Source organism: Leclercia sp. (assembly GCF_036780805.1).
Taxonomy (GTDB): Bacteria; Pseudomonadota; Gammaproteobacteria; order Enterobacterales; family Enterobacteriaceae; genus Enterobacter.
The window spans coordinates 1-22642 of the sequence record NZ_DAIQCE010000014.1; the positions used below are offsets into that span (position 1 = coordinate 1).

The 22642-nt window shown below is 55.6% G+C and carries 21 protein-coding genes and 1 tRNA gene; 15 read left to right on the plus strand and 7 right to left on the minus strand.

Annotation, left to right across the window (positions count from 1 at the left end):
- The first annotated feature begins 104 nt into the window (after positions 1-104).
- Positions 105-180 (plus strand) — tRNA-Trp (locus V7Q49_RS20840).
- A gap of 101 nt (positions 181-281) precedes the next feature.
- Here the strand turns inward: V7Q49_RS20840 and hdfR are convergent.
- Positions 282-1103: an HTH-type transcriptional regulator HdfR gene (gene hdfR / locus V7Q49_RS20845; protein ID WP_333854824.1), complete on the minus strand. Its 822-nt coding sequence runs from the start codon at positions 1101-1103 to the stop codon at positions 282-284.
- Between the two features lie 118 nt (positions 1104-1221).
- On the opposite strand from hdfR, the gene V7Q49_RS20850 reads away from it, so the two are divergent.
- A complete protein-coding gene (locus tag V7Q49_RS20850; RefSeq protein WP_142487543.1) occupies positions 1222-1560 on the plus strand; it encodes a DUF413 domain-containing protein in 339 nt (112 codons plus the stop codon).
- Between the two features lie 25 nt (positions 1561-1585).
- Here the strand turns inward: V7Q49_RS20850 and V7Q49_RS20855 are convergent, their stop codons facing one another.
- Positions 1586-3106 (minus strand): YifB family Mg chelatase-like AAA ATPase, encoded by a 1521-nt coding sequence (locus V7Q49_RS20855; protein ID WP_333854825.1) that lies wholly within the window; start codon positions 3104-3106, stop codon positions 1586-1588.
- 342 nt (positions 3107-3448) lie between these two features.
- On the opposite strand from V7Q49_RS20855, the gene ilvL reads away from it, so the two are divergent.
- The 7 genes from ilvL (at position 3449) to ilvA (ending at position 10004) form a co-directional block, all read left to right on the plus strand.
- Positions 3449-3547, plus strand: coding sequence for an ilv operon leader peptide (gene ilvL / locus V7Q49_RS20860; protein WP_001311244.1), 99 nt, complete (start codon positions 3449-3451; stop codon positions 3545-3547).
- A gap of 86 nt (positions 3548-3633) precedes the next feature.
- Positions 3634-3684, plus strand: coding sequence for a peptide IlvX (gene ilvX, locus V7Q49_RS23590; protein ID WP_442913088.1), 51 nt, complete (start codon positions 3634-3636; stop codon positions 3682-3684).
- A 2-nt stretch (positions 3685-3686) separates the two neighbouring features.
- A complete protein-coding gene (gene ilvG, locus V7Q49_RS20865; RefSeq protein WP_333854826.1) occupies positions 3687-5333 on the plus strand; it encodes an acetolactate synthase 2 catalytic subunit in 1647 nt (548 codons plus the stop codon).
- Positions 5330-5599 (plus strand): acetolactate synthase 2 small subunit, encoded by a 270-nt coding sequence (ilvM, locus tag V7Q49_RS20870; protein WP_032615208.1) that lies wholly within the window; start codon positions 5330-5332, stop codon positions 5597-5599. The genes ilvG and ilvM overlap by 4 nt, the downstream gene beginning before the upstream one ends.
- A 17-nt stretch (positions 5600-5616) precedes the next feature.
- Positions 5617-6546: a branched-chain-amino-acid transaminase gene (gene ilvE / locus V7Q49_RS20875; protein ID WP_333854827.1), complete on the plus strand. Its 930-nt coding sequence runs from the start codon at positions 5617-5619 to the stop codon at positions 6544-6546.
- A gap of 60 nt (positions 6547-6606) precedes the next feature.
- Positions 6607-8457 (plus strand): dihydroxy-acid dehydratase, encoded by a 1851-nt coding sequence (gene ilvD, locus V7Q49_RS20880; protein WP_333854828.1) that lies wholly within the window; start codon positions 6607-6609, stop codon positions 8455-8457.
- A gap of 2 nt (positions 8458-8459) precedes the next feature.
- The gene (gene ilvA / locus V7Q49_RS20885; protein ID WP_333854927.1) at positions 8460-10004 is read left to right on the plus strand and encodes a threonine ammonia-lyase, biosynthetic; all 1545 of its coding nucleotides are present in this window, start codon (positions 8460-8462) and stop codon (positions 10002-10004) included.
- On the opposite strand, the gene ilvY is transcribed toward ilvA, so the two are convergent.
- Positions 10001-10891, minus strand: a complete 891-nt coding sequence (gene ilvY / locus V7Q49_RS20890) for an HTH-type transcriptional activator IlvY (protein WP_333854829.1) — start codon at positions 10889-10891, stop codon at positions 10001-10003. The two genes, ilvA and ilvY, sit on opposite strands and share 4 nt — an antisense overlap.
- 154 nt (positions 10892-11045) lie before the next feature.
- Between ilvY and ilvC the strand changes: the two genes are divergently transcribed.
- The gene (gene ilvC, locus V7Q49_RS20895) at positions 11046-12521 is read left to right on the plus strand and encodes a ketol-acid reductoisomerase (protein ID WP_032615195.1); all 1476 of its coding nucleotides are present in this window, start codon (positions 11046-11048) and stop codon (positions 12519-12521) included.
- Positions 12522-12609: 88 nt separating this feature from the next.
- Here the strand turns inward: ilvC and ppiC (V7Q49_RS20900) are convergent, their stop codons facing one another.
- Together ppiC (V7Q49_RS20900) and ppiC (V7Q49_RS20905) are read right to left on the minus strand one after the other, a co-directional pair.
- Positions 12610-12891, minus strand: coding sequence for a peptidylprolyl isomerase PpiC (gene ppiC / locus V7Q49_RS20900; protein WP_032615193.1), 282 nt, complete (start codon positions 12889-12891; stop codon positions 12610-12612).
- A gap of 49 nt (positions 12892-12940) precedes the next feature.
- Positions 12941-13222, minus strand: coding sequence for a peptidylprolyl isomerase PpiC (ppiC, locus tag V7Q49_RS20905; RefSeq protein WP_106995953.1), 282 nt, complete (start codon positions 13220-13222; stop codon positions 12941-12943).
- Between the two features lie 111 nt (positions 13223-13333).
- Here ppiC (V7Q49_RS20905) and rep point away from each other — a divergent pair, with 111 nt between their 5' ends.
- The gene (gene rep / locus V7Q49_RS20910; RefSeq protein WP_333854830.1) at positions 13334-15355 is read left to right on the plus strand and encodes a DNA helicase Rep; all 2022 of its coding nucleotides are present in this window, start codon (positions 13334-13336) and stop codon (positions 15353-15355) included.
- 44 nt (positions 15356-15399) lie between these two features.
- On the opposite strand, the gene gppA is transcribed toward rep, so the two are convergent.
- On the minus strand, positions 15400-16884 hold the full coding sequence (gene gppA / locus V7Q49_RS20915; protein WP_333854831.1) for a guanosine-5'-triphosphate,3'-diphosphate diphosphatase: 1485 nt from the start codon (positions 16882-16884) through the stop codon (positions 15400-15402).
- A gap of 5 nt (positions 16885-16889) precedes the next feature.
- Entirely contained in the window at positions 16890-18155 is a 1266-nt protein-coding gene (gene rhlB, locus V7Q49_RS20920) for an ATP-dependent RNA helicase RhlB (RefSeq protein WP_333854832.1), read from the minus strand.
- 144 nt (positions 18156-18299) lie between these two features.
- Between rhlB and trxA the strand changes: the two genes are divergently transcribed.
- The 4 genes from trxA (at position 18300) to wzzE (ending at position 22630) form a co-directional block, all read left to right on the plus strand.
- Positions 18300-18629 carry a thioredoxin TrxA gene (gene trxA, locus V7Q49_RS20925; protein WP_004386384.1) on the plus strand — a complete coding sequence of 110 codons (330 nt, stop codon included), beginning with the start codon at positions 18300-18302 and terminating at the stop codon, positions 18627-18629.
- Between the two features lie 338 nt (positions 18630-18967).
- On the plus strand, positions 18968-20227 hold the full coding sequence (gene rho / locus V7Q49_RS20930; RefSeq protein WP_001054528.1) for a transcription termination factor Rho: 1260 nt from the start codon (positions 18968-18970) through the stop codon (positions 20225-20227).
- A 240-nt stretch (positions 20228-20467) separates the two neighbouring features.
- Complete coding sequence (wecA, locus tag V7Q49_RS20935; protein ID WP_106995949.1) at positions 20468-21571, plus strand: UDP-N-acetylglucosamine--undecaprenyl-phosphate N-acetylglucosaminephosphotransferase; 1104 nt, start codon at positions 20468-20470, stop codon at positions 21569-21571.
- A 12-nt stretch (positions 21572-21583) separates the two neighbouring features.
- Positions 21584-22630 (plus strand): ECA polysaccharide chain length modulation protein, encoded by a 1047-nt coding sequence (gene wzzE / locus V7Q49_RS20940; protein ID WP_333854833.1) that lies wholly within the window; start codon positions 21584-21586, stop codon positions 22628-22630.
- The last annotated feature ends 12 nt before the right edge of the window (positions 22631-22642 follow it).

Genomic DNA, 22642 nt, shown 5'->3' on the forward strand with positions numbered 1-22642 from the left:
AATACCTGCCTGTCACGCAGGGGGTCGCGGGTTCGAGTCCCGTCCGTTCCGCCACCTATTTAAACTAAGCCTGCTATGTTAGCAGGCTTAGTAGTAAGAAATTTAGGGGCGTAGCTCAGTTGGTAGAGCACCGGTCTCCAAAACCGGGTGTCGCGAGTTCGAGTCTCTCCGCCCCTGCCATATAAAGGATCCTTTGCTTCGGCAAAGGATTTTTTTTGCCTGTCAGAAAGCAAATCCCTCCTTTTTTACCATCTTTGCGTTGCGTCCCTGCAACAATTCTCTTATTCCATCACATTGATTTTAAGCAGATCTTTGATTTGTCCTTGCTTGTCGCTGTTCTGAAGCCAGATGGCATACAGCGGTCTCTGAAGCAGGGCTGAATCCGCTACCGTATACAGGCCGGCTTTCTGGTTGGCCCAGCGTTGCGGCAGCCAGGTACAACCTTTTAGCGATGCGAGTTGCTGGCAGGCTATCTCAGCAGAACTGGTGGTGAGGATCGGTACATCATCAATGGCAATCAAACCTGCCTCATGCGGCTGGAAATCGGGCCCCCATTCGAGGCGCAGATAGTTCAGATCGCTTTTCATGGCCGAAGGCTCAGCAGCATAAAGCGCCAGGGTGAACTGCCCGAGGATCTGGCTGCTAAATTCATCCATTTTCGGGGCTTCGGTAGTGATGAGCAGATCCAGCTGTCGTTCATGTAACTGCTTCACCAGCGACTGTCGCTGCGCAATGCGGGCCTCAAACTGTAGCTGCCCATGAGAACGATACAACCGGCTCAGCCAGGGGCTTAGCATGCACTCCCATAGAGAGGCGCTGGCACCGATAGAGAACTCATTATGTTTTGAGGTATGTGCAACCTCTTTACGTGCGGCCTGCCAGGTGTTCATCAAGGTTTCTGCGTACGGCAGAAGTTTTTCACCTGCGGGGGTTAAGCGAATGTTGTTGCGATGGCGGGTGAAAAGGTTCACCCCAAGCTGATTTTCAAGCTGACGAATACGAAAGCTCACCGCCGACTGCGTCAGATAAAGCGCTTCTGCGGCGCGCCCAAAGTGGCGAGTTCTGCTCACTTCGAGGAAAGTTTTTAGCAAGTCCGTATCCACGGTTTTCTCCGCAAAATAATTTGTCGTTATGATTTAAATGTTTTGTTGGACGCTCTGTCAAGCGTAACTAATACTCCGCGCCATAAATAGCTCGGCCAAAGATATAGGAGCGTGTAGGATGGCGGAAAGCTTTACGACGACTAATCGTTTTTTCGACAATAAAAATTATCCACGCGGATTTTCTCGCCATGGTGATTTCACCATCAAAGAAGCACAACTGCTTGAGCGCCACGGTTATGCTTTCAATGAACTGGATTTGGGAAAACGCGAACCCTCCACTGAAGACGAAAAATCGTTTGTTGCCGTCTGCCGTGGCGAGCGTGAGCCGGTAACGGAAGCGGAGCGCGTATGGATCAAGTATATGGCACGTATCAAACGTCCAAAGCGTTTCCATACCCTGTCTGGTGGTAAACCACAGATGGAAGGTGCGGAAGACTACACCGAATCAGACGATTAAGAAGAAGGGGCTACGGCCCCTTTTTTCATGCCAGCATCTTTTGCAGGTGCATTAACAGACGGTCGATAGCGCGATAGCTCAGGGCTTCCTGCAGGTGCCTGCGTTCAATCTTTTCACTCTCTTCCAGATCAGCAATCGTGCGAGCCACCTTCAGTAGCCGTTGCCAGGCTCGTACCGACAGCCCAAATCGAGTAAGGGTCTCTTCCAGCCACCGGGCATCCTCTGCCATGAGCGGGCAAAATCTGCGAATCTCAGCATTATCCAGATGTGCATTGAGTTTATTCTGCCGTACCCGCTGCCGCTCCTGCGCGACGATCACTCTGTTTCGTACGGTGAGACTGGTTTCTCCTGCTCTGTGCGCCTGGCTTAGCAACCCTGGCGGTGGGAGCGGGATCTCAAGTGATAAATCGAAGCGATCGAGAAACGGGCCCGATAAGCGGCCCAGATAGCGCAGCGTCTGTTCGGGCGAACAACGATTATGGTTACCCTGATAGTGTCCCGTTGGGCTGGGGTTCATGGCGGCAATAAGCTGGAAGCGAGCCGGGTAACTGATCTTGGCGCGGGTACGGGAAATATTAATCTGCCCCGATTCGATAGGCTCGCGTAAGGCATCCAACACGCGCCGTTCAAACTCCGGTAGCTCGTCCAGAAAGAGAATGCCGTTATGCGCCAGCGAGATCTCGCCCGGGGCGGGGATTGCACCTCCGCCCACCATGGCCACGAGCGAGGCGCTGTGATGAGGTGCGCGAAAGGGACGCCGACACCACTGCTTATACATTGATGTGGCGTTGACCAGACTGACGATTGCCGCACTCTCCAATGCCTCATGGTTGCTAAGTGGCGGAAGCAGGCCATTGAGTCGGCTCGCAAGCATGGTTTTTCCGGTGCCGGGCGGACCAATCAGCAGCAGATTGTGCGCACCGGCCGCGGTGATCTCCAGCGCCCGTTTACCCTGCTCCTGGCCGATAATATCGCTGATATCCTGGTCGCTGTTTTCTACCACAAACGGCTCCTGAACGGGCGCAGCCAGCTCGTGGCGGCCCTCAAGAAAGGCACATACCTCCTGTAAGTGTTCTGCCACCAGGCAGCCTTTTTGTTCGATAAGGCTGACTTCGGCAGCGTTATCGTTGGCGACAATAATCTCTCTGCCTGCCTGAATGGCCGCCAGGGCACCCGATATCGCGCCAGGAACCCCTCTTAATGCGCCTGTGAGCGCCAGCTCACCTACAAACTCATATGCGCTTAGTCTGGAAGAGGAGAGCTGCTCAGAGGCGGCGAGAAGCGCAATGGCGATAGGTAAATCATATCGCCCGCCTTCCTTGGGTAAATCGGCTGGCGCCAGGTTAATGGTGATCTTTTTTGCCGGAAAGGTATAACCGCTATTGATGATTGCGCTACGTACCCGGTCCCGGGCTTCCTTGACGGTGGTTTCCGGCAGGCCGACCAGCGTTAAGCCCGGCAGGCCGTTACTGAGGTGAACTTCAACGGAAATGAGTGGCGCTTTAACGCCTAACGCAGCGCGGGTATAAACAACCGACAGTGACATAAGAGCCTCCTTGAAGCGCTACTATGTCACCGTGAGGTTTAGATTTTTATCGGCAAATCGCGTTTTTACGCGGCGTGTTCCTTAATATTTCCCCGAAATTGTAAACTTTTCATGGTCATGGAAGGCTGCTCGCAAAGCGTAATAAGCATGACTTCCTGACCTTTGCTGAGTAGCAAAAAAATGAAAATAATTCATTTTCTATTTTTGTCATAAAAAACAATGATTTTTATCTTAACTATTAGCGTAATAAGAAAATGAATTATAAAAAAATGTTGTTTTCGTCTCGATATCTGTGATAACTCTTTAGGTATTCCTTCGAACAAGATGCAAAAAGAACAGAAAATGACAGCCCTTCTACGAGTGATTAGCCTGGTCGTGATTAGCGTGGTGGTGATTATTATCCCACCGTGCGGGGCTGCACTTGGACGAGGAAAGGCTTAGTAATCAAGCCTTAACGAACTAAGACCCCCGCACCGAAAGGTCCGGGGGTTTTTTTATGACCTTAAAACATAAGCGAGGAGCAGACGATGAGTAGTAGCATAAAATTCTGTTTCTCTCGATTTACAGCGGGGAAGTAACTATGAATGGCGCACAGTGGGTAGTACATGCGTTGCGAGCGCAGGGAGTCGATACCATCTTCGGTTACCCGGGCGGCGCAATTATGCCGATTTACGATGCGTTGTATGACGGCGGCGTGGAACATCTGTTGTGCCGACATGAGCAGGGTGCGGCGATGGCGGCCATTGGCTATGCGCGTGCAACCGGGAAAACAGGCGTCTGCATGGCGACCTCCGGCCCGGGTGCAACCAATCTGATCACCGGGCTGGCTGACGCGCTGCTGGATTCCGTTCCCGTTGTGGCCATCACCGGCCAGGTCGCTTCTCCCTTCATCGGAACCGATGCTTTCCAGGAAGTGGACGTTCTCGGTTTGTCACTGGCTTGTACGAAACACAGCTTTCTCGTGCAATCCCTGGAAGAGCTGCCGCGCGTTATGGCGGAAGCCTTTGAGGTGGCAAACTCAGGCCGTCCTGGCCCGGTTCTGGTTGATATCCCGAAAGATATTCAGGTTGCGTTGGGCGATCTTGAACCGCACTTCTCCACCGTTGAGAATGACGAGGCGTTCCCGTTTGCCGAAGTCAGCGAGGCCAGCCAGATGCTGGCCCACGCGCAAAAGCCGATCCTGTATGTGGGCGGCGGGGTGGGGATGGCGCAGGCGGTTCCGGCCCTGCGTGCATTTATCGCGGCCACCCAAATGCCCGCAGCCTGCACGTTGAAAGGATTGGGCGCGGTGGATGCCGACTATCCATACTATCTCGGCATGCTGGGGATGCACGGCACCAAAGCTGCCAACCTCGCCGTGCAGGAGTGTGACCTGCTGATCGCCGTGGGCGCGCGTTTTGATGATCGCGTAACCGGCAAGCTGAATACCTTTGCACCAAATGCCAAAGTCGTTCATATGGATATCGACCCGGCAGAGATGAATAAGCTCCGTCAGGTACACGTGGCCTTGCAGGGCGATCTCAATGCGTTGCTGCCTGCGTTACAGCAGCCCTTAGCGATCGACGCGTGGCGTCAGCACGCGGCAGAAATGCGCCGCGAGCATGCCTGGCGTTACGACCATCCGGGCGACGCGATCTATGCTCCGTTACTGCTGAAGCAGCTGTCGGATCGCAAGCCGGCGGACAGCGTAGTGACCACCGACGTGGGTCAGCATCAGATGTGGTCAGCCCAGCATATGACCTACACGCGCCCGGAAAACTTCATCACCTCAAGCGGCTTAGGCACCATGGGCTTCGGTTTGCCGGCCGCGGTGGGTGCCCAGGTGGCGCGTCCGGACGATACGGTTATCTGTATCTCCGGTGATGGCTCCTTCATGATGAACGTCCAGGAGCTGGGCACCATCAAGCGTAAGCAGCTGCCGGTGAAAATCGTGCTGCTGGATAACCAACGTTTAGGCATGGTGCGCCAGTGGCAGCAGCTCTTCTTCCAGGAGCGTTACAGCGAAACAACCCTGACCGATAACCCCGATTTCCTCGTTCTGGCCAGCGCCTTCGGCATTCCTGGCCAGCACATCACCCGTAAAGACCAGGTTGAAGCGGCACTTGATGAAATGCTGTCAAGCAAGGGGCCTTACCTGCTTCATGTCTCAATCGACGAGCTTGAGAATGTCTGGCCGTTGGTGCCGCCCGGCGCCAGTAACTCACAAATGCTGGAGAAATTATCATGATGCAACATCAGGTCGCCGTACAGGCTCGCTTCAACCCCGAAACCTTAGAACGTGTCTTGCGCGTGGTGCGCCATCGTGGATTCCAGATCTGTTCGATGAACATGGAAACCGCCACCGACGCGCAGAACATAAATATTGAATTGACCGTTGCCAGTCAGCGCCCCGTCGAATTACTGTTTAGCCAGTTGAGCAAACTGGTCGACGTCGCCCGGGTCGATATCCAGCAGCGTGCCGCTACATCGCAAACACAACAAATTCGCGCCTGAGCGCAATAGGAATAAAAATGACGACGAAAAAAGATGATTTCATTTGGTCCAATGGTGAGATGATTCGCTGGGAGGACGCGAAAGTCCACGTGATGTCCCACGCGCTTCACTACGGTACGTCTGTTTTTGAAGGCATCCGTTGCTACGACTCACACAAAGGCCCGGTGGTGTTCCGTCATCGTGAACACATGCAGCGTCTGCGTGATTCAGCCAAAATTTATCGTTTCCCGGTTTCCCAGAGCGTTGACGAGCTGATGGAAGCATGCCGCGCCGTTCTGCGCAAAAACAACCTGACCAGCGCCTATATCCGTCCTCTGGTTTTCGTGGGCGATGTGGGGATGGGCGTTAACCCGCCAGCCGGTTATACCACCGATGTGATCATCGCCGCGTTCCCGTGGGGAGCCTACCTCGGCGCAGAAGCGCTGGAGCAGGGGATCGATGCGATGGTTTCCTCATGGAACCGTGTGGCACCCAACACTATCCCGACCGCAGCGAAAGCGGGCGGTAACTACCTCTCCTCCCTGTTGGTTGGCAGCGAAGCACGTCGCCACGGCTATCAGGAGGGTATTGCTCTGGATGTGAACGGCTACATCTCTGAAGGCGCAGGTGAGAACCTGTTCGAAGTGAAAGATGGCATTCTGTTCACCCCGCCATTCACCTCTTCAGCCCTGCCGGGCATCACTCGTGACGCCATCATCAAGCTGGCGCAGGATCTGGGTATCGAAGTGCGTGAGCAGGTACTGTCCCGCGAATCGCTGTATCTGGCGGATGAAGTCTTTATGTCCGGTACCGCAGCAGAAATTACGCCGGTACGCAGCGTTGACGGCATCCAGGTGGGCGAAGGCCGCCGTGGTCCAGTAACCAAGCGTATCCAGGAAGCATTCTTTGGCCTCTTTACCGGTGAAACCGAAGATAAATGGGGTTGGTTGGATCAGGTTAATCAATAAGCATAACTATGGGACGGCACGCACCGTCCCATTTACCAGATAGACGGGAGTAAATAACGCATGCCTAAGTACCGTTCCGCCACCACCACTCACGGCCGCAACATGGCGGGTGCCCGCGCGCTGTGGCGCGCCACCGGAATGACCGACGCCGACTTCGGGAAACCGATCATCGCCGTGGTCAACTCTTTTACCCAGTTTGTCCCGGGCCACGTGCATCTGCGCGATCTCGGGAAGCTGGTCGCCGAGCAGATTGAAGCCTCCGGCGGCGTGGCGAAAGAGTTCAACACCATCGCCGTGGATGACGGGATCGCAATGGGGCACGGGGGCATGCTTTATTCACTGCCGTCGCGCGAGCTGATTGCCGACTCGGTAGAGTACATGGTTAACGCCCACTGTGCCGATGCGATGGTCTGCATCTCCAACTGCGACAAAATCACCCCGGGGATGCTGATGGCCTCCCTGCGCCTGAACATTCCGGTGATCTTCGTCTCTGGCGGTCCAATGGAAGCGGGTAAAACCAAGCTCTCCGACAAAATCATCAAGCTCGACCTGGTCGATGCGATGATTCAGGGTGCCGACCCGAAAGTCTCCGACGAGCAGAGCGATCAGGTTGAACGTTCCGCCTGTCCGACCTGCGGCTCCTGTTCCGGGATGTTCACCGCCAACTCCATGAACTGCCTGACCGAAGCGCTGGGACTGTCGCAGCCGGGCAACGGCTCGCTGCTGGCGACCCACGCCGATCGTAAAGAGCTGTTTATCAATGCCGGTAAACGCATCGTTGAACTGACCAAACGCTACTACGAGCAGGATGATGCCAGCGCGCTGCCGCGCAATATCGCCAGCAAGGCGGCGTTTGAAAATGCCATGACCCTGGATATCGCCATGGGCGGTTCCACGAACACCGTTCTGCACCTGCTGGCCGCCGCCCAGGAAGCAGAGATCGACTTCACCATGAGTGATATCGACAAGCTGTCCCGCAAGGTGCCGCAGCTGTGTAAGGTTGCGCCGAGCACGCAGAAATACCACATGGAAGACGTTCACCGCGCCGGTGGCGTGCTGGGGATCCTCGGCGAGCTGGATCGCGCCGGGTTGATGAACCGCGAAGTGAAGAACGTGCTGGGCCTGACCCTGCCGCAGTCGCTGGATCAGTACGACGTGATGCTGACCAAAGATGAGTCGGTGAAAAAAATGTTCCGCGCCGGTCCGGCGGGCATTCGCACTACTCAGGCGTTCTCGCAGGATTGTCGCTGGGACACTCTGGATGACGATCGCGCCGAAGGCTGCATCCGTTCGCTGGAAAATGCCTACAGCAAAGATGGCGGCCTGGCGGTTCTGTACGGCAACTTCGCGGAAAACGGCTGTATCGTCAAAACCGCGGGCGTGGACGACAGCATCCTGAAATTTACCGGCCCGGCGAAAGTCTACGAAAGTCAGGACGACGCGGTTGAAGCCATCCTTGGCGGAAAAGTGGTTGCTGGCGATGTGGTGGTGATCCGCTACGAAGGGCCAAAAGGCGGCCCGGGGATGCAGGAGATGCTCTACCCGACCACCTTCCTGAAATCCATGGGCCTCGGTAAAGCCTGTGCGCTGATCACCGACGGCCGTTTCTCCGGCGGCACATCCGGTCTCTCTATCGGCCACGTTTCGCCGGAAGCAGCCAGCGGCGGCAACATTGCGATCATCGAAGATGGCGATCTGATCGAAATCGATATTCCGAATCGCGGTATTCAGCTGAAGCTGAGCCCCCAGGAGATCGCTGCCCGCCGTGAAGCGCAAGAAGCGCGCGGCGACAAAGCCTGGACGCCGAAAGATCGTCAGCGCGAAGTCTCCTTCGCCCTGCGCGCCTACGCCACCCTCGCCACCAGTGCGGATAAAGGCGCGGTGCGCGATAAATCCAAGCTTGGGGGCTAATGATGGCCGAATCCCAACCCTTATCGTCTGCCCCTGAGGGGGCAGAATATCTCCGGGCGGTGCTGCGTGCGCCGGTCTATGAAGCGGTGCAGGTCACGCCGCTGCAAAAAATGGACAAGCTGTCGTCGCGGCTGGATAACGTCATTCTGGTGAAGCGCGAAGACCGTCAGCCGGTGCATAGCTTCAAGCTGCGCGGCGCTTACGCGATGATGGCCGGGCTGACCGACGAACAAAAAGCGCGTGGTGTGATCACGGCGTCTGCGGGCAACCATGCCCAGGGCGTGGCGTTCTCTGCTGCGCGTCTGGGGCTGAAAGCCCTGATCGTGATGCCGGTTGCCACGGCGGATATCAAAGTCGATGCGGTGCGGGGATTTGGCGGCGAAGTGCTGCTCCACGGCGCCAATTTTGACGAAGCGAAAGCCAAAGCCATCGAGCTGGCGCAGCAGCAGGGCTTCACCTGGGTACCGCCGTTCGATCACCCGATGGTGATTGCCGGTCAGGGCACCCTGGCGCTGGAGCTGCTGCAGCAGGATGCGCATCTCGACCGCGTGTTCGTGCCGGTTGGCGGCGGTGGCCTGGCGGCAGGCGTGGCGGTGCTGATCAAGCAGCTGATGCCGCAGATCAAAGTCATTGCCGTAGAAGCGGAAGACTCTGCCTGCCTGAAGGCGGCGCTGGATGCCGGCCATCCGGTGGATCTCCCGCGCGTCGGGCTGTTTGCCGAAGGCGTGGCGGTAAAACGTATCGGGGATGAAACCTTCCGTCTGTGTCAGGAGTATCTTGACGACATCATCACCGTCGACAGCGATGCCATCTGCGCAGCGATGAAAGATCTGTTCGAGGATGTGCGTGCGGTGGCAGAACCCTCCGGCGCGCTGGCGCTGGCAGGGATGAAAAAATACATCGCGCAGCACAACATTCGCGGCGAACGTCTGGCCCATGTGCTGTCCGGCGCTAACGTTAACTTCCACGGCCTGCGCTACGTCTCTGAGCGTTGCGAGTTGGGGGAGCAACGTGAAGCCCTGCTGGCGGTGACCATCCCGGAAGAGAAGGGCAGCTTCCTCAAGTTCTGCCAGCTGCTGGGCGGTCGTTCAGTAACGGAGTTTAACTACCGTTTTGCCGATGCCAAAGATGCCTGCATTTTTGTCGGGGTGCGTCTGAGCCGCGGGCTGGAAGAGCGTAAAGAGATCCTCAACCTGCTGCACCAGGGTGGCTACAGCGTGGTTGATCTCTCCGACGATGAGATGGCGAAACTGCATGTGCGCTACATGGTGGGCGGGCGTCCGTCGAAGCCGCTCCAGGAGCGCCTGTTCAGCTTCGAGTTCCCGGAATCGCCGGGTGCGCTGCTGAAGTTCCTGCATACTCTTGGAACACACTGGAACATCTCCCTGTTCCACTACCGCAGCCACGGTACCGACTATGGTCGCGTGCTGGCGGCATTCGAGCTGGGCGAGCACGAGCCGGATTTCGAAACGCGACTCAACGAGCTGGGCTACGACTGTCATGACGAAACCCACAACCCGGCATTCAGGTTCTTCCTGGCAGGTTAATGGTTCGGCAATAAATTCCAGAACGCATCAATAAGCGGCTCATGCAGCCGCTTTTTTTGTGCGCAGACGCCAAGCTCAAACGGCGTTTTCTCGTCGCTGCGCTCCAGAATCATCACGCGATTGCGCACCGGTTCCGGGCTGTTCTCCAGCACCACTTCCGGCAGCAGCGCCACGCCGCAGCCGAGCGCCACCATCGACACCATCGCCTCATGGCCGCCGACCGTTGCGTAAATGGATGGATTGCTGATTTTCTGCCGACGGAACCACAGCTCGATGCGGCGGCGCACCGGCCCCTGGTCGGCCATGATAAAGGGCACCGTTGACCAGTCTGGTTTTTCCACCGAGACCTGATTACGCACCGGGCAGGGCAGCGCCGGGGCGATCAGCACCACTGCCAGATTTTCCAGCATCGAAAACGCCACCGCCCCCGGCAGGGTTTCCGGCTTGCCGGCAATCGCCAGATCCGCTTCGCCCGTTACCACCTTATCCATCGCATCGGCGGCATCGCCGGTGGTGAGTTTGATCTCAACCGACGGATGTTCAGCGCGGAAGCGATCGAGGATCGGCGGCAGGTGGCTATAGGCGGCGGTCACCGAGCAGAAGATATGGAGTTCACCGGACAGCGACGGCCCCTGCTGGTCGATGGTGTGGCGCAGTTGCTGATACTGCAGCAAGGTTTGCTGGGCAAACGTGCGCAACTCTTCTCCGGCTTCGGTGAGCGTCACCGTGCGGTTATCGCGCACAAAAAGGGGCTGGCCGAGATCCTCCTCAAGGCGCTGGATCTGACGCGAAAGCGTGGAGGGGCTGACGTGCATCGCTCGCGCGCTGCGGCCAAAATGGCGGCTTTCCGCCAGATGCAGGAACATTTTCAGATCGCGTAAATCCACCGATTCCACTCCAGAGTTTTATATTGCAGAAACTGCAACGTGACGTTGTGAATATATCAATTTCCGCAATAAATTTCCTGTCATATAGTAAGTTCATTCTCGCATAAGCGAACCGAACAATAAGCACGACAACACAACATCACGAGGTATCACCATGGCTAACTACTTCAACACACTGAATCTGCGCCAGCAGCTGGCGCAGCTGGGCAAATGCCGCTTCATGGCGCGCGACGAATTTGCCGATGGCGCAAGCTATCTTCAGGGTAAAAAAGTGGTCATCGTCGGCTGTGGCGCACAGGGGCTGAACCAGGGCCTGAACATGCGTGACTCCGGTCTGGATATCTCCTACGCCCTGCGCAAAGAAGCCATTGCTGAGAAACGTGCTTCCTGGCGTAAAGCGACCGAAAACGGCTTCAAAGTCGGTACTTATGAAGAGCTGATCCCGCAGGCGGATCTGGTGGTAAACCTGACGCCAGACAAACAGCACTCTGACGTTGTGCGTTCCGTACAGCCGCTGATGAAAGACGGCGCGGCGCTGGGTTACTCCCACGGCTTCAACATCGTTGAAGTAGGCGAGCAGATCCGTAAAGACATCACCGTGGTGATGGTAGCGCCGAAGTGCCCGGGTACCGAAGTGCGTGAAGAGTACAAACGTGGCTTCGGTGTACCGACGCTGATCGCGGTTCACCCGGAAAACGATCCGAAAGGCGAAGGCATGGCGATTGCCAAAGCATGGGCAGCAGCCACCGGCGGCCACCGTGCAGGCGTTCTGGAGTCTTCCTTCGTTGCGGAAGTGAAATCTGACCTGATGGGTGAGCAGACTATTCTGTGCGGCATGCTGCAGGCGGGTTCTCTGCTGTGCTTCGACAAGCTGGTGGAAGAGGGCACTGACCCGGCATACGCAGAAAAACTGATTCAGTTCGGCTGGGAAACCATCACCGAAGCGCTGAAGCAGGGCGGTATCACCCTGATGATGGACCGTCTGTCCAATCCGGCAAAACTGCGTGCATTCGCGCTGTCCGAGCAGCTGAAAACCATCATGGCGCCGCTGTTCCAGAAACATATGGACGACATCATCTCCGGTGAGTTCTCTTCCGGCATGATGGCTGACTGGGCGAACGACGACAAAAACCTGCTGACCTGGCGTGAAGAGACCGGTAAAACCGCATTCGAAACCGCCGCGCAGTTTGACGGCAAAATCAGCGAGCAGGAGTACTTCGATAAAGGCGTTCTGATGATTGCGATGGTAAAAGCGGGCGTTGAGCTGGCCTTCGAAACCATGGTGGATTCCGGCATCATCGAAGAGTCTGCGTACTACGAATCACTGCACGAGCTGCCGCTGATCGCGAACACCATCGCCCGTAAGCGTCTGTACGAGATGAACGTGGTGATCTCTGATACCGCAGAATACGGTAACTACCTGTTCTCTTACGCTTGCGTACCGCTGCTGAAAGAGTTCATGACTACCCTGCAGACTGGCGACCTGGGCAAAGCGATTACCGAAGGCGCGGTAGATAATGCCCAGCTGCGTGACGTGAACGAAGCGATTCGCAGCCACGAGATCGAGAAAGTGGGTCAGAAGCTGCGTGGTTACATGACCGATATGAAGCGTATTGCTGTAGCGGGTTAATAACCTTGTCGGGTGGCGCTTCGCTTACCCGACCTACAAATGTGCAAAATCGTAGGCCCGGTAAGCGTTAGCGCCACCGGGCTTTTTATTAGTTGCGGTATAACACCTTAATGATGTGGTAACCGAACTGGGTGTGCAGCGGGCCAGTTGGCTCCAGCACCGGGCAGGAGAACACCACTTTATCGAACGCCGGAACCATCTGGCCCTGACGGAATTCACCTAAGTGGCCGCCTTTTTTACCGGATGGGCAGGTAGAGTGCTTTTTCGCCAGCTTCTCGAAGTCGCCGCCGTTCTTGATCTGCTCCAGAAGCTCCAGAGCCAGTTTCTCTTCTTTTACCAGGATGTGCATTGCTGCCGCTGTTTTTGCCATGATCGTGCCTTGAGGGGTTGAGTAAAATCGGGGCGCAATATACCACGCGTTAGCTGCGGTACAGCACCTTAATGATATGGTAGCCAAATTTGGTTTTCACCGGGCCGTAAGGCTTCAGCAGCGGACAGCTAAAGACCGCCTGATCGAAAGGCCCCACCATGGCACCCTGCTTGAATTCCCCTAAATCGCCGCCGTTACGCCCGGAAGGGCATTTTGAGTAGCGCTTCGCCAGATGATCGAAGCTGATGCCGCGTTCCAGTTTGGCGAGGATTTCCTGCGCCAGCTTCTCTTCTTTGACCAGAATGTGCAGGGCCGCTGCGGTCTTTTTCATGGTTCTGCTCTCGGGTTTATCGCGTTTTCTTCACTTTATCATTAGCCGGTAAATCTGCGCCCGGCTTTCTGCTACAATCCCCACCCCGTTCGAAGATTGAGCAATATTCCCATGCGTTTAAACCCTGGACAACAACAAGCGGTCGAATTCGTTACTGGACCATGCCTGGTGCTGGCAGGGGCCGGTTCCGGTAAAACCCGCGTCATCACCAACAAGATTGCCCACCTGATCCGCGGTTGCGGCTATCAGGCTCGCCATATCGCGGCGGTGACCTTTACCAACAAAGCGGCGCGCGAAATGAAAGAGCGTGTCGGGCAGACGTTAGGGCGTAAAGAGGCGCGCGGCCTGATGATCTCCACCTTCCATACCCTGGGGCTGGATATCATTAAACGCGAATATGCAGCGTTGGGGATGAAGTCGAACTTCTCCCTGTTCGACGATACCGATCAGGTGGCGTTGCTGAAAGAGCTGACCGAAGGGCTGATCGAAGACGACAAAACGGTGCTGCAGCAGTTGATCTCCACGATCTCTAACTGGAAAAACGATCTGATGGACCCTGCCCAGGCCGCTGCGAGCGCCAAAGGGGAGCGGGATCGGATCTTCGCCCACTGCTATAGCCTGTACAACGATCATCTCAAAGCCTGTAACGTGCTCGATTTCGACGATCTGATCCTGCTGCCTACGCTGCTGTTGCAGCGTAATGAAGAGGTGCGCGAGCGCTGGCAGAACAAGATCCGCTACCTGCTGGTGGATGAATATCAGGACACCAACACCAGCCAGTATGAGCTGGTGAAACTGCTGGTGGGGCAGCGGGCGCGTTTTACCGTGGTGGGCGACGACGACCAGTCGATCTACTCCTGGCGCGGTGCCCGTCCGCAGAACCTGGTTCTGCTGAGCAAAGACTTCCCGGCGCTGCAGGTGATCAAGCTGGAGCAGAACTACCGCTCATCCGGGCGTATTCTGAAGGCGGCAAATATCCTGATCGCCAACAACCCGCACGTCTTTGAAAAGCGCCTCTTCTCCGAGCTGGGCTATGGTACTGAGCTTAAAGTGCTGAGCGCCAATAACGAAGATCATGAAGCCGAACGCGTGGCGGGGGAGCTGATTGCCCACCACTTCGTGAATAAGACCAACTACAAAGATTACGCCATTCTCTATCGCGGTAATCACCAGTCGCGCGTCTTTGAAAAGATGCTGATGCAGAACCGCATTCCGTACAAAATTTCCGGCGGCACCTCGTTCTTCTCGCGGCCGGAAATCAAGGATCTGCTCGCCTACCTGCGCGTGCTGACCAATCCGGATGATGACAGCGCTTTCCTGCGGATCGTGAATACGCCGAAGCGTGAGATTGGTCCGGCGACGCTGCAAAAACTGGGCGAGTGGGCGATGACCCGCAATAAGAGCCTGCTGAACGCCAGCTTTGATATGGGCCTGAGCCAGACCTTAACCGGGCGTGGCTATGAATCGCTGACCCGCTTTACCCACTGGCTGCGCGAGATCCAGCAGCTGACCGAGCGGGAGCCGATCGCGGCGGTGCGCGATCTGATCCGCGGCATCGACTATGAATCCTGGCTGTATGAAACCTCCGCCAGCCCGAAAGCGGCAGAGATGCGGATGAAGAACGTTAATACACTTTTCACCTGGATGACTGAAATGCTGGAAGGTTCCGACATTGACGAGCCGATGACCCTGACCCAGGTCGTTACCCGCTTTACCTTGCGCGACATGATGGAACGCGGCGAAAGCGAAGAAGAGGCGGATCAGGTACAGCTCATGACCCTTCACGCTTCGAAAGGACTGGAGTTCCCCTATGTCTACCTGGTGGGGATGGAAGAGGGCATCCTGCCGCACCAGAGCAGCATTGATGAAGACAACGTCGATGAAGAGCGACGTCTGGCCTATGTGGGCATCACACGGGCGCAGAAAGAGTTGACCTTCACGCTGTGTAAAGAGCGTCGTCAGTACGGGGAGCTGGTGCGTCCGGAGCCGAGCCGCTTCCTGCTGGAATTACCGCAGGATGATGTGCTCTGGGAGCAGGAGCGCAAAGTGATTACCGCCGAAGAGCGGATGCATAAAGGGCAGGCCAGTATTGCCAATATTCGGGCGATGATGGAGAAAGCAAAAAACCGCTAGTCTGAAGGCCCGGCAAGCGTGGTGCGCCGGGCGTTTAATCGGGGTTATTGTGCTTCAAGGTTCCAGTGCACATAGCTCTGCCACTGACACTCCTGCACCAGCATTTCTGCACCCAGCGGATGATTATCCAGCCATTTTTCCGGCAGGTTCAGCGTCAGCTTTTCACCTTCCGCCGTCAGGGTCATGGCGGGCAGCAAATCGTCGCGCCGACGGCTGGCAAAGAGAATCGCCAGACGCAGCAGACGACAGAGATGTTCCGCCACGCGCGGCGGCACCGCATTTTGCTGATGGAGCGAAGAGAGATCGACAGGGTTGGTCTGGTTTAACAGCAGCGTGGCCAACAGCTTCTTCTGCGCCGGGGTATAGCCGGGCAGATCGAGATTGCGTACCAGGTAGGCGGCATGCAGCGGTGCCTGTTTGAAATCGACGCTCAGGCCGATCTCGTGCAGCTGGCAGGCGCTAACCAGCAGTTCGCGGCTGACAGGCTCAAGATGCCACTCGCTTTCGACCTGATCGAGGAAACTGACCGCCAGGTTCGCCACCCGATGCGCCTGTTCGATATCGACCATAAAGCGGCGCTGGATATTGCGCAGCGTATGGTTACGAATGTCCTGATCGACGGCCAGATGCAGCATGCCGTAGACCAGGCCTTCCCGTAGCGCACCGCCCGCAAGGGTCATGCACTGAATATTCAGTTCGGTGAAAATGGCAATCAGGATCGCCAGCCCACTGGGGAAAACCAGGGCGCGCTCAAGGGTCAACCCTTCAATTTCGAGCTCTTCCAGACGACCACAGAGGATAGCGCGCTGCTTCAACTGCTGCAGTTTCGCCAGCGTAATACGCTCATCCATCCCCTGCGCCATCATGATTTCCTGCAGCGCCTGGACGGTGCCGGACGCGCCAACGCACACTTTCCAGCCGTGATAACGCAGCTCATCCGCCACCGGACGCAGCACCTCGCGTGCGGCTTTTTCCGCATCATCGAAGTTCTCTTGCGCCAGATTGCGATCGGTAAAGTAGCGTTCAAGCCAGGTGACACAGCCCATCGACAGGCTATTCAGGGAAGTTGCCTGAGCACCGATACCGGTGACCAGTTCGGTGCTTGCGCCACCAATATCCACCACCAGGCGACGTTCATCGCCGCCCGTGGTGTGCGCCACGCCCTGATAAATCAGGCGGGCTTCTTCTTCACCGCTGATCACCTGCACCGGGCAGCCGAGGATCTTCTGCGCGGTGGCAATAAACTCCCCGGCATTCACCGCCAGCCGCAGGGTTGCGGTGGCGACAACACGGATTTGCTGGGGGGGAATATCCTGTAGGCGTTCGGCAAAGAGACGCAGGCATTGCCAGCCGCGCTCCATAGCTTCAGGAGAGAGGTGATTATCCGCACTCAGGCCCGCCGCGAGACGGACCTTGCGCTTAATACGCGTCAGCGTCTGTATGCTTCCCGCCACCTCGCGTACAACCAGCATATGAAAACTATTCGAACCTAAATCAATAGCTGCATAGAGCGAGGTGGACCGGAGCATAGTTTTTAGCCTGAACGACGACGATTACGCGGTGCGCTGTTACGGCGCGGACCATTGCCGGAACGGGCGCGGGTCAGGCGCTTCGCTGGCGGCAGTTCGCTTAACAGCGCTTCCGGGTTGTATTTGCTCTGCGGAATCGAGTGCCCGATATAGGTCTCAATCGCCGGCAGGTTCAGCGCGTACTCTTCACAGGCGAGGCTGATAGAGTGACCGCTGGCACCTGCACGACCGGTACGGCCGATACGGTGAACGTAATCTTCGCAATCATCCGGCAGGTCGTAGTTAAAGACGTGCGTCACCGCCGGGATGTGCAGACCGCGTGCGGCGACGTCCGTTGCGACCAGAATATCCAGGTCACCACGGGTGAAATCTTCAAGGATGCGCAGGCGTTTTTTCTGCGCGACGTCGCCGGTCAACAGACCCACACGGTGTCCATCCGCAGCCAAGTGGCCCCAGATATCTTCACAGCGGTGTTTGGTGTTGGCGAAAACGATGGCGCGATCTGGCCACTCTTCTTCGATCAGCGTTTGCAGTAAACGCATTTTTTCTTCGTTCGACGGGTAGAAGAGCTCTTCTTTAATACGGTGGCCGGTTTTCTGTTCCGGTTCCACTTCAACGTATTCGGCGTTGTTCATCTGTTCGAACGCCAGCTCGCGAACGCGATAAGACAGCGTAGCCGAGAACAGCATGTTCAGACGCTGGTTAGCGGCTGGCATACGGCGGAACAGCCAGCGGATATCTTTAATAAAGCCCAGATCGTACATGCGATCGGCTTCATCCAGCACCACAACCTGGATCGCGCCGAGGTTAATGTGGTTCTGTTTGGCGTAATCGATCAGACGGCCGGTGGTGCCGATCAGAATGTCGACACCGCTTTCCAGCACTTTCAACTGTTTGTCGTAACCGTCACCGCCGTAGGCCAGGCCGAGTTTCAGGCCGGTGGTTTGCGCCAGCGGCTCTGCGTCAGCGTGGATCTGTACCGCCAGTTCTCGCGTCGGGGCCATGATCAGCGCGCGCGGCTGGTTAACTTTGCGGTCAGCAATTGCCGGATGAGAAAGTAAATAATGAAACGTTGACGTTAAAAACGCCATCGTTTTGCCGGTACCGGTTTGCGCCTGCCCTGCAACATCGCGACCTGCCAGCGTTAGCGGGAGGGCGAGAGCCTGAATAGGCGTGCAGTTATGAAACCCTTTATTTTCAAGGGCTTCGATGACTTTTGGGTGCAGGGCGAAGTCGGAAAACTTCTGTTCTGTTAAATGTGTTTTGCTCATAGTGTGGTAGAATATCAGCTATCTATTGCTTTACGAAAGCGTATCCGGTGAAATAAAGTCAACCTTTAGTTGGTTAATGCTACATCAACAGGTCGTTGATGGAAGCGAGATCAACGCACCAGGCTTATTCCTGTGGAGTTATATATGAGCGATAAAATTATTCACCTGACTGACGACAGTTTTGACACGGACGTACTTAAAGCTGACGGGCTGACCCTCGTCGATTTCTGGGCTGAATGGTGTGGTCCTTGCAAAATGATCGCCCCGATTCTGGATGAGATCGCTGACGAATATCAGGGCAAACTGACCGTAGCGAAACTGAACATCGACCAGAACCCGGGCACCGCACCTAAGTACGGCATCCGTGGTATCCCAACCCTGCTGCTGTTCAAAAACGGTGAAGTTGCGGCGACCAAAGTGGGCGCACTGTCCAAAGGTCAACTGAAAGAGTTCCTGGACGCCAACCTGGCGTAAGGTTCTCGTCTGTGCGTCCAGGGTTTCTAAATTGTTTGGATCTCTGGACGCCCGGCTTGAGTCGTGCTAAGTTACCTATGACTTCGTTTTAAACATACCTTGTTGTTTGAATCTTGTTTTACCCGATACTTCCCGTTGTTTCCTTTTAAACAGTGCGTGAAGTGGATAGATTCCGGGCTTGTCACTCAATCCGTCTTGTCGTTTCAGTTCTGTGCTTTCCCTGTGACCAGACAGCGAACAGACATGAGTTGATGGCCGCTAACAGGCATGGATGACCCTGCCATACCATTCACAAATTAAGTTCGAGTATCACCCCGAGTTTAAGAACCCACACCATTATGAATCTTACCGAATTAAAGAATACGCCGGTTTCTGAGCTGATCACTCTCGGCGAAAATATGGGGCTGGAAAACCAGGCTCGTATGCGCAAGCAGGACATTATTTTTGCCATCCTGAAGCAGCACGCAAAGAGTGGCGAAGATATCTTTGGCGACGGTGTGCTGGAGATATTGCAGGACGGATTTGGTTTCCTCCGCTCTGCAGACAGCTCCTACCTCGCCGGTCCTGATGATATCTACGTTTCCCCCAGCCAAATCCGCCGTTTCAACCTCCGCACTGGTGACACCATTTCAGGTAAGATTCGTCCTCCTAAAGAGGGTGAACGCTACTTTGCGCTGTTGAAAGTTAACGAAGTTAACTACGACAAACCAGAAAACTCGCGCAATAAGATCCTGTTTGAAAACTTAACGCCGCTGCACGCGAACTCTCGCCTGCGCATGGAGCGTGGTAACGGTTCTACCGAAGACCTGACGGCTCGCGTTCTGGATCTGGCGTCTCCGATTGGTCGTGGCCAGCGTGGTCTGATTGTGGCACCGCCGAAAGCCGGTAAAACCATGCTGCTGCAGAACATCGCCCAGAGCATCGCTTACAACCACCCAGACTGCGTGCTGATGGTGCTGCTGATTGACGAACGTCCGGAAGAAGTGACCGAGATGCAGCGTCTGGTGAAAGGTGAAGTTGTCGCCTCTACCTTCGACGAACCAGCATCCCGCCACGTTCAGGTTGCGGAAATGGTTATCGAGAAGGCGAAGCGTCTGGTTGAGCATAAAAAAGACGTTATCATCCTGCTCGACTCCATTACCCGTCTGGCGCGTGCCTACAACACCGTAGTACCGGCTTCCGGTAAAGTATTGACCGGTGGTGTGGATGCCAACGCCCTGCACCGTCCGAAGCGTTTCTTCGGTGCTGCGCGTAACGTGGAAGAGGGCGGTAGCCTGACCATCATCGCCACCGCGCTGATCGACACCGGTTCGAAGATGGATGAAGTTATCTACGAAGAGTTTAAAGGTACAGGCAACATGGAACTGCACCTCTCTCGTAAAATCGCTGAAAAACGCGTCTTCCCGGCTATCGACTACAACCGTTCCGGTACCCGTAAAGAAGAGCTGCTCACCACTCAGGAAGAGCTGCAGAAAATGTGGATCCTGCGCAAAATTATCCATCCAATGGGTGAAATCGACGCAATGGAGTTCCTCATTAACAAACTGGCGATGACCAAAACTAACGACGATTTCTTCGATATGATGAAGCGCTCGTAAAGCAAATAAAGCGCCAAAACGCCACGTTTTTACGTGGCGTTTTTCTTTTCTGACTTATACGCTGTAACAGGGCGCTGTAGAATTATTCTGCCGGAGACGAAAATCGGAATGTTCGTCAAAGCAGGTAAGTAATTGTATGAAAAATATACAAAGGGACTTGGATGAGGCCTGCTTTTTCCTTCTGGAGCCGAGCCTTCAAGGTTATACTTCCGGGATTAACATTTGTTGAGAGTATCCATAGTGAATCTACTCACCGCGGTGACTGAGCTAATCAGTATTTTTCTTTTCACCACCTGCTTTTTATTTCTCGCCCGCAAGGCGGCGAAAAGAGTCGGTCTGGTGGATAAGCCCAATTATCGTAAACGCCATCAAGGCTTGATTCCGTTGGTTGGCGGGATCTCTGTTTATGCGGGCATCTGCTTCACCTTCAGTATTGCGGATTACTATATTCCGCATGCGGCGCTCTATCTGTCATGTGCCGGTGTGCTGGTGCTGGTAGGGGCGCTGGACGACAGGTTCGATATTAGCGTGAAATTCCGCGCTGCGGTTCAGGCGGCGATCGGCGTCATCATGATGGTCGTCGGGAAACTCTATCTCAGCAGCCTGGGCTACATCTTTGGCACCTGGGAGATGGTACTGGGGCCGTTCGGCTACTTCCTGACGCTGTTTGCCGTGTGGGCGGCGATAAACGCCTTTAACATGGTGGACGGCATCGACGGCCTGCTGGGCGGTCTCTCCAGCGTTTCGTTCGCCGCTATCGGCATCATCCTGTGGTTCGACGGTCAATACAGCCTGTCGATGTGGTGCTTTGCGATGATTGCCGCCATTCTGCCTTATATCCTCCTTAACCTCGGGGTGCTGGGGCGTCGCTATAAAGTCTTTATGGGCGATGCCGGGAGTACGCTGATTGGTTTTACCGTTATCTGGATCCTGCTGGAAACTACTCAGGGTAATACCCACCCGATCAGTCCGGTGACGGCTCTGTGGATTATTGCCATTCCGCTAATGGATATGGTGGCGATCATGTACCGCCGTCTGCGTAAAGGGATGAGCCCGTTCTCGCCAGACCGTCAACATATTCACCATCTCATTATGCGCGCCGGTTTCACCTCTCGTCAGGCATTTGTCTTAATTACCCTGGCCGCTGCGCTGCTGGCGGGTATTGGTGTCGCCGCAGAATACGCACATTTCATCCCTGAATGGGTAATGTTGGTATTATTCTTGCTCGCATTTTTCCTGTACGGCTATTGTATTAAGCGTGCATGGAAAGTGGCGCGATTCATTAAACGCGTGAAACGCCGGATGCGTCGAAATAATGGCAATAACCCAACTTTAACCAAGTAAATCGGGACTGTAATGACTCAACCGTTGGCGGGAGCAAAATCAGTGGTAACTGAGAATGAGCTGGATGTTCGTGGCTTGTTCCGCGTGTTGTGGGCGGGCAAGTTTTGGATTGCAGGAATTGCGCTGGGCTTTGCACTTATCGCTCTGGCCTATACCTTTTTCGCCAGACAAGAGTGGAGCGCGACGGCGATTACCGACCGTCCGACGGTGAACATGCTCGGGGGTTTTTACTCCCAGCAACAGTTTTTGCGTAACCTGGATGTGAAAGCGAACCCGACCTCCGGTGAGCAACCCTCGGTGATGGACGAGTCCTACAAAGAGTTCATCATGCAGCTCGCCTCCTGGGATACGCGTCGTGATTTCTGGAACCAGACCGACTATTTCAAACAGCGGATGGTAGGCAACAGCAAGGCGGATGCCGCCCTGCTGGATGAGCTGATCAACAATATCCAGTTCATGGCGGGCGACCCGCTACGCAACATCAACGACAGCGTCAAACTGATCGCAGAAACCGCGCCGGATGCCAACAACCTGCTGCGTCAGTACGTGGCTTTCGCCAGCCAGCGAGCGGCAAGCCATCTGAATGATGAACTGAAAGGGGCCTGGGCGGCGCGCACCGTGCAGATGAAAGCGCAGGTCAAACGTCAGGAAGAAGTGGCGCAAGCGATCTTCACTCGCCGGGTTCATAATATTGAACAGGCGCTGAAGATTGCGGAGAAGAGCAATATCTCCCGCAGCGAAACCGACGTGCCGGCAGATGAACTGCCAGATTCTGAAATGTTCCTGCTGGGCCGCCCGATGCTGCAGGCGCGCCTGGAAAACCTGCAGGCCGTCGGGCCGGATGTCGACCTCGACTACGACCAAAACCGCGCCATGCTCACAACCCTCAACGTAGGTCCGACCCTGGACCCACGTTTTCAGACCTATCGTTATTTGCGAACACCTGAAGAACCTGTAAAACGCGATAGTCCACGTCGCGCATTCCTGATGATTATGTGGGGGATTGTGGGTGCTTTAATTGGCGCTGGCGTGGCATTAACCCGTCGTCGCAAGATTTAAGAACGCCATCTA

Coding starts and splice junctions, on each gene's coding strand:
- V7Q49_RS20850 (WP_142487543.1), top strand. CDS start 1,222: ATGGCGGAAAGCTTTACGACGACTAATCGTTTTTTCGACAATAAAAAT.
- V7Q49_RS20855 (WP_333854825.1), bottom strand. CDS start 3,106: ATGTCACTGTCGGTTGTTTATACCCGCGCTGCGTTAGGCGTTAAAGCG.
- ilvL (WP_001311244.1), top strand. CDS start 3,449: ATGACAGCCCTTCTACGAGTGATTAGCCTGGTCGTGATTAGCGTGGTG.
- ilvG (WP_333854826.1), top strand. CDS start 3,687: ATGAATGGCGCACAGTGGGTAGTACATGCGTTGCGAGCGCAGGGAGTC.
- ilvM (WP_032615208.1), top strand. CDS start 5,330: ATGATGCAACATCAGGTCGCCGTACAGGCTCGCTTCAACCCCGAAACC.
- ilvE (WP_333854827.1), top strand. CDS start 5,617: ATGACGACGAAAAAAGATGATTTCATTTGGTCCAATGGTGAGATGATT.
- ilvD (WP_333854828.1), top strand. CDS start 6,607: ATGCCTAAGTACCGTTCCGCCACCACCACTCACGGCCGCAACATGGCG.
- ilvA (WP_333854927.1), top strand. CDS start 8,460: ATGGCCGAATCCCAACCCTTATCGTCTGCCCCTGAGGGGGCAGAATAT.
- ilvC (WP_032615195.1), top strand. CDS start 11,046: ATGGCTAACTACTTCAACACACTGAATCTGCGCCAGCAGCTGGCGCAG.
- ppiC (WP_032615193.1), bottom strand. CDS start 12,891: ATGGCAAAAACAGCGGCAGCAATGCACATCCTGGTAAAAGAAGAGAAA.
- ppiC (WP_106995953.1), bottom strand. CDS start 13,222: ATGAAAAAGACCGCAGCGGCCCTGCACATTCTGGTCAAAGAAGAGAAG.
- rep (WP_333854830.1), top strand. CDS start 13,334: ATGCGTTTAAACCCTGGACAACAACAAGCGGTCGAATTCGTTACTGGA.
- gppA (WP_333854831.1), bottom strand. CDS start 16,884: ATGCTCCGGTCCACCTCGCTCTATGCAGCTATTGATTTAGGTTCGAAT.
- rhlB (WP_333854832.1), bottom strand. CDS start 18,155: ATGAGCAAAACACATTTAACAGAACAGAAGTTTTCCGACTTCGCCCTG.
- trxA (WP_004386384.1), top strand. CDS start 18,300: ATGAGCGATAAAATTATTCACCTGACTGACGACAGTTTTGACACGGAC.
- rho (WP_001054528.1), top strand. CDS start 18,968: ATGAATCTTACCGAATTAAAGAATACGCCGGTTTCTGAGCTGATCACT.
- wzzE (WP_333854833.1), top strand. CDS start 21,584: ATGACTCAACCGTTGGCGGGAGCAAAATCAGTGGTAACTGAGAATGAG.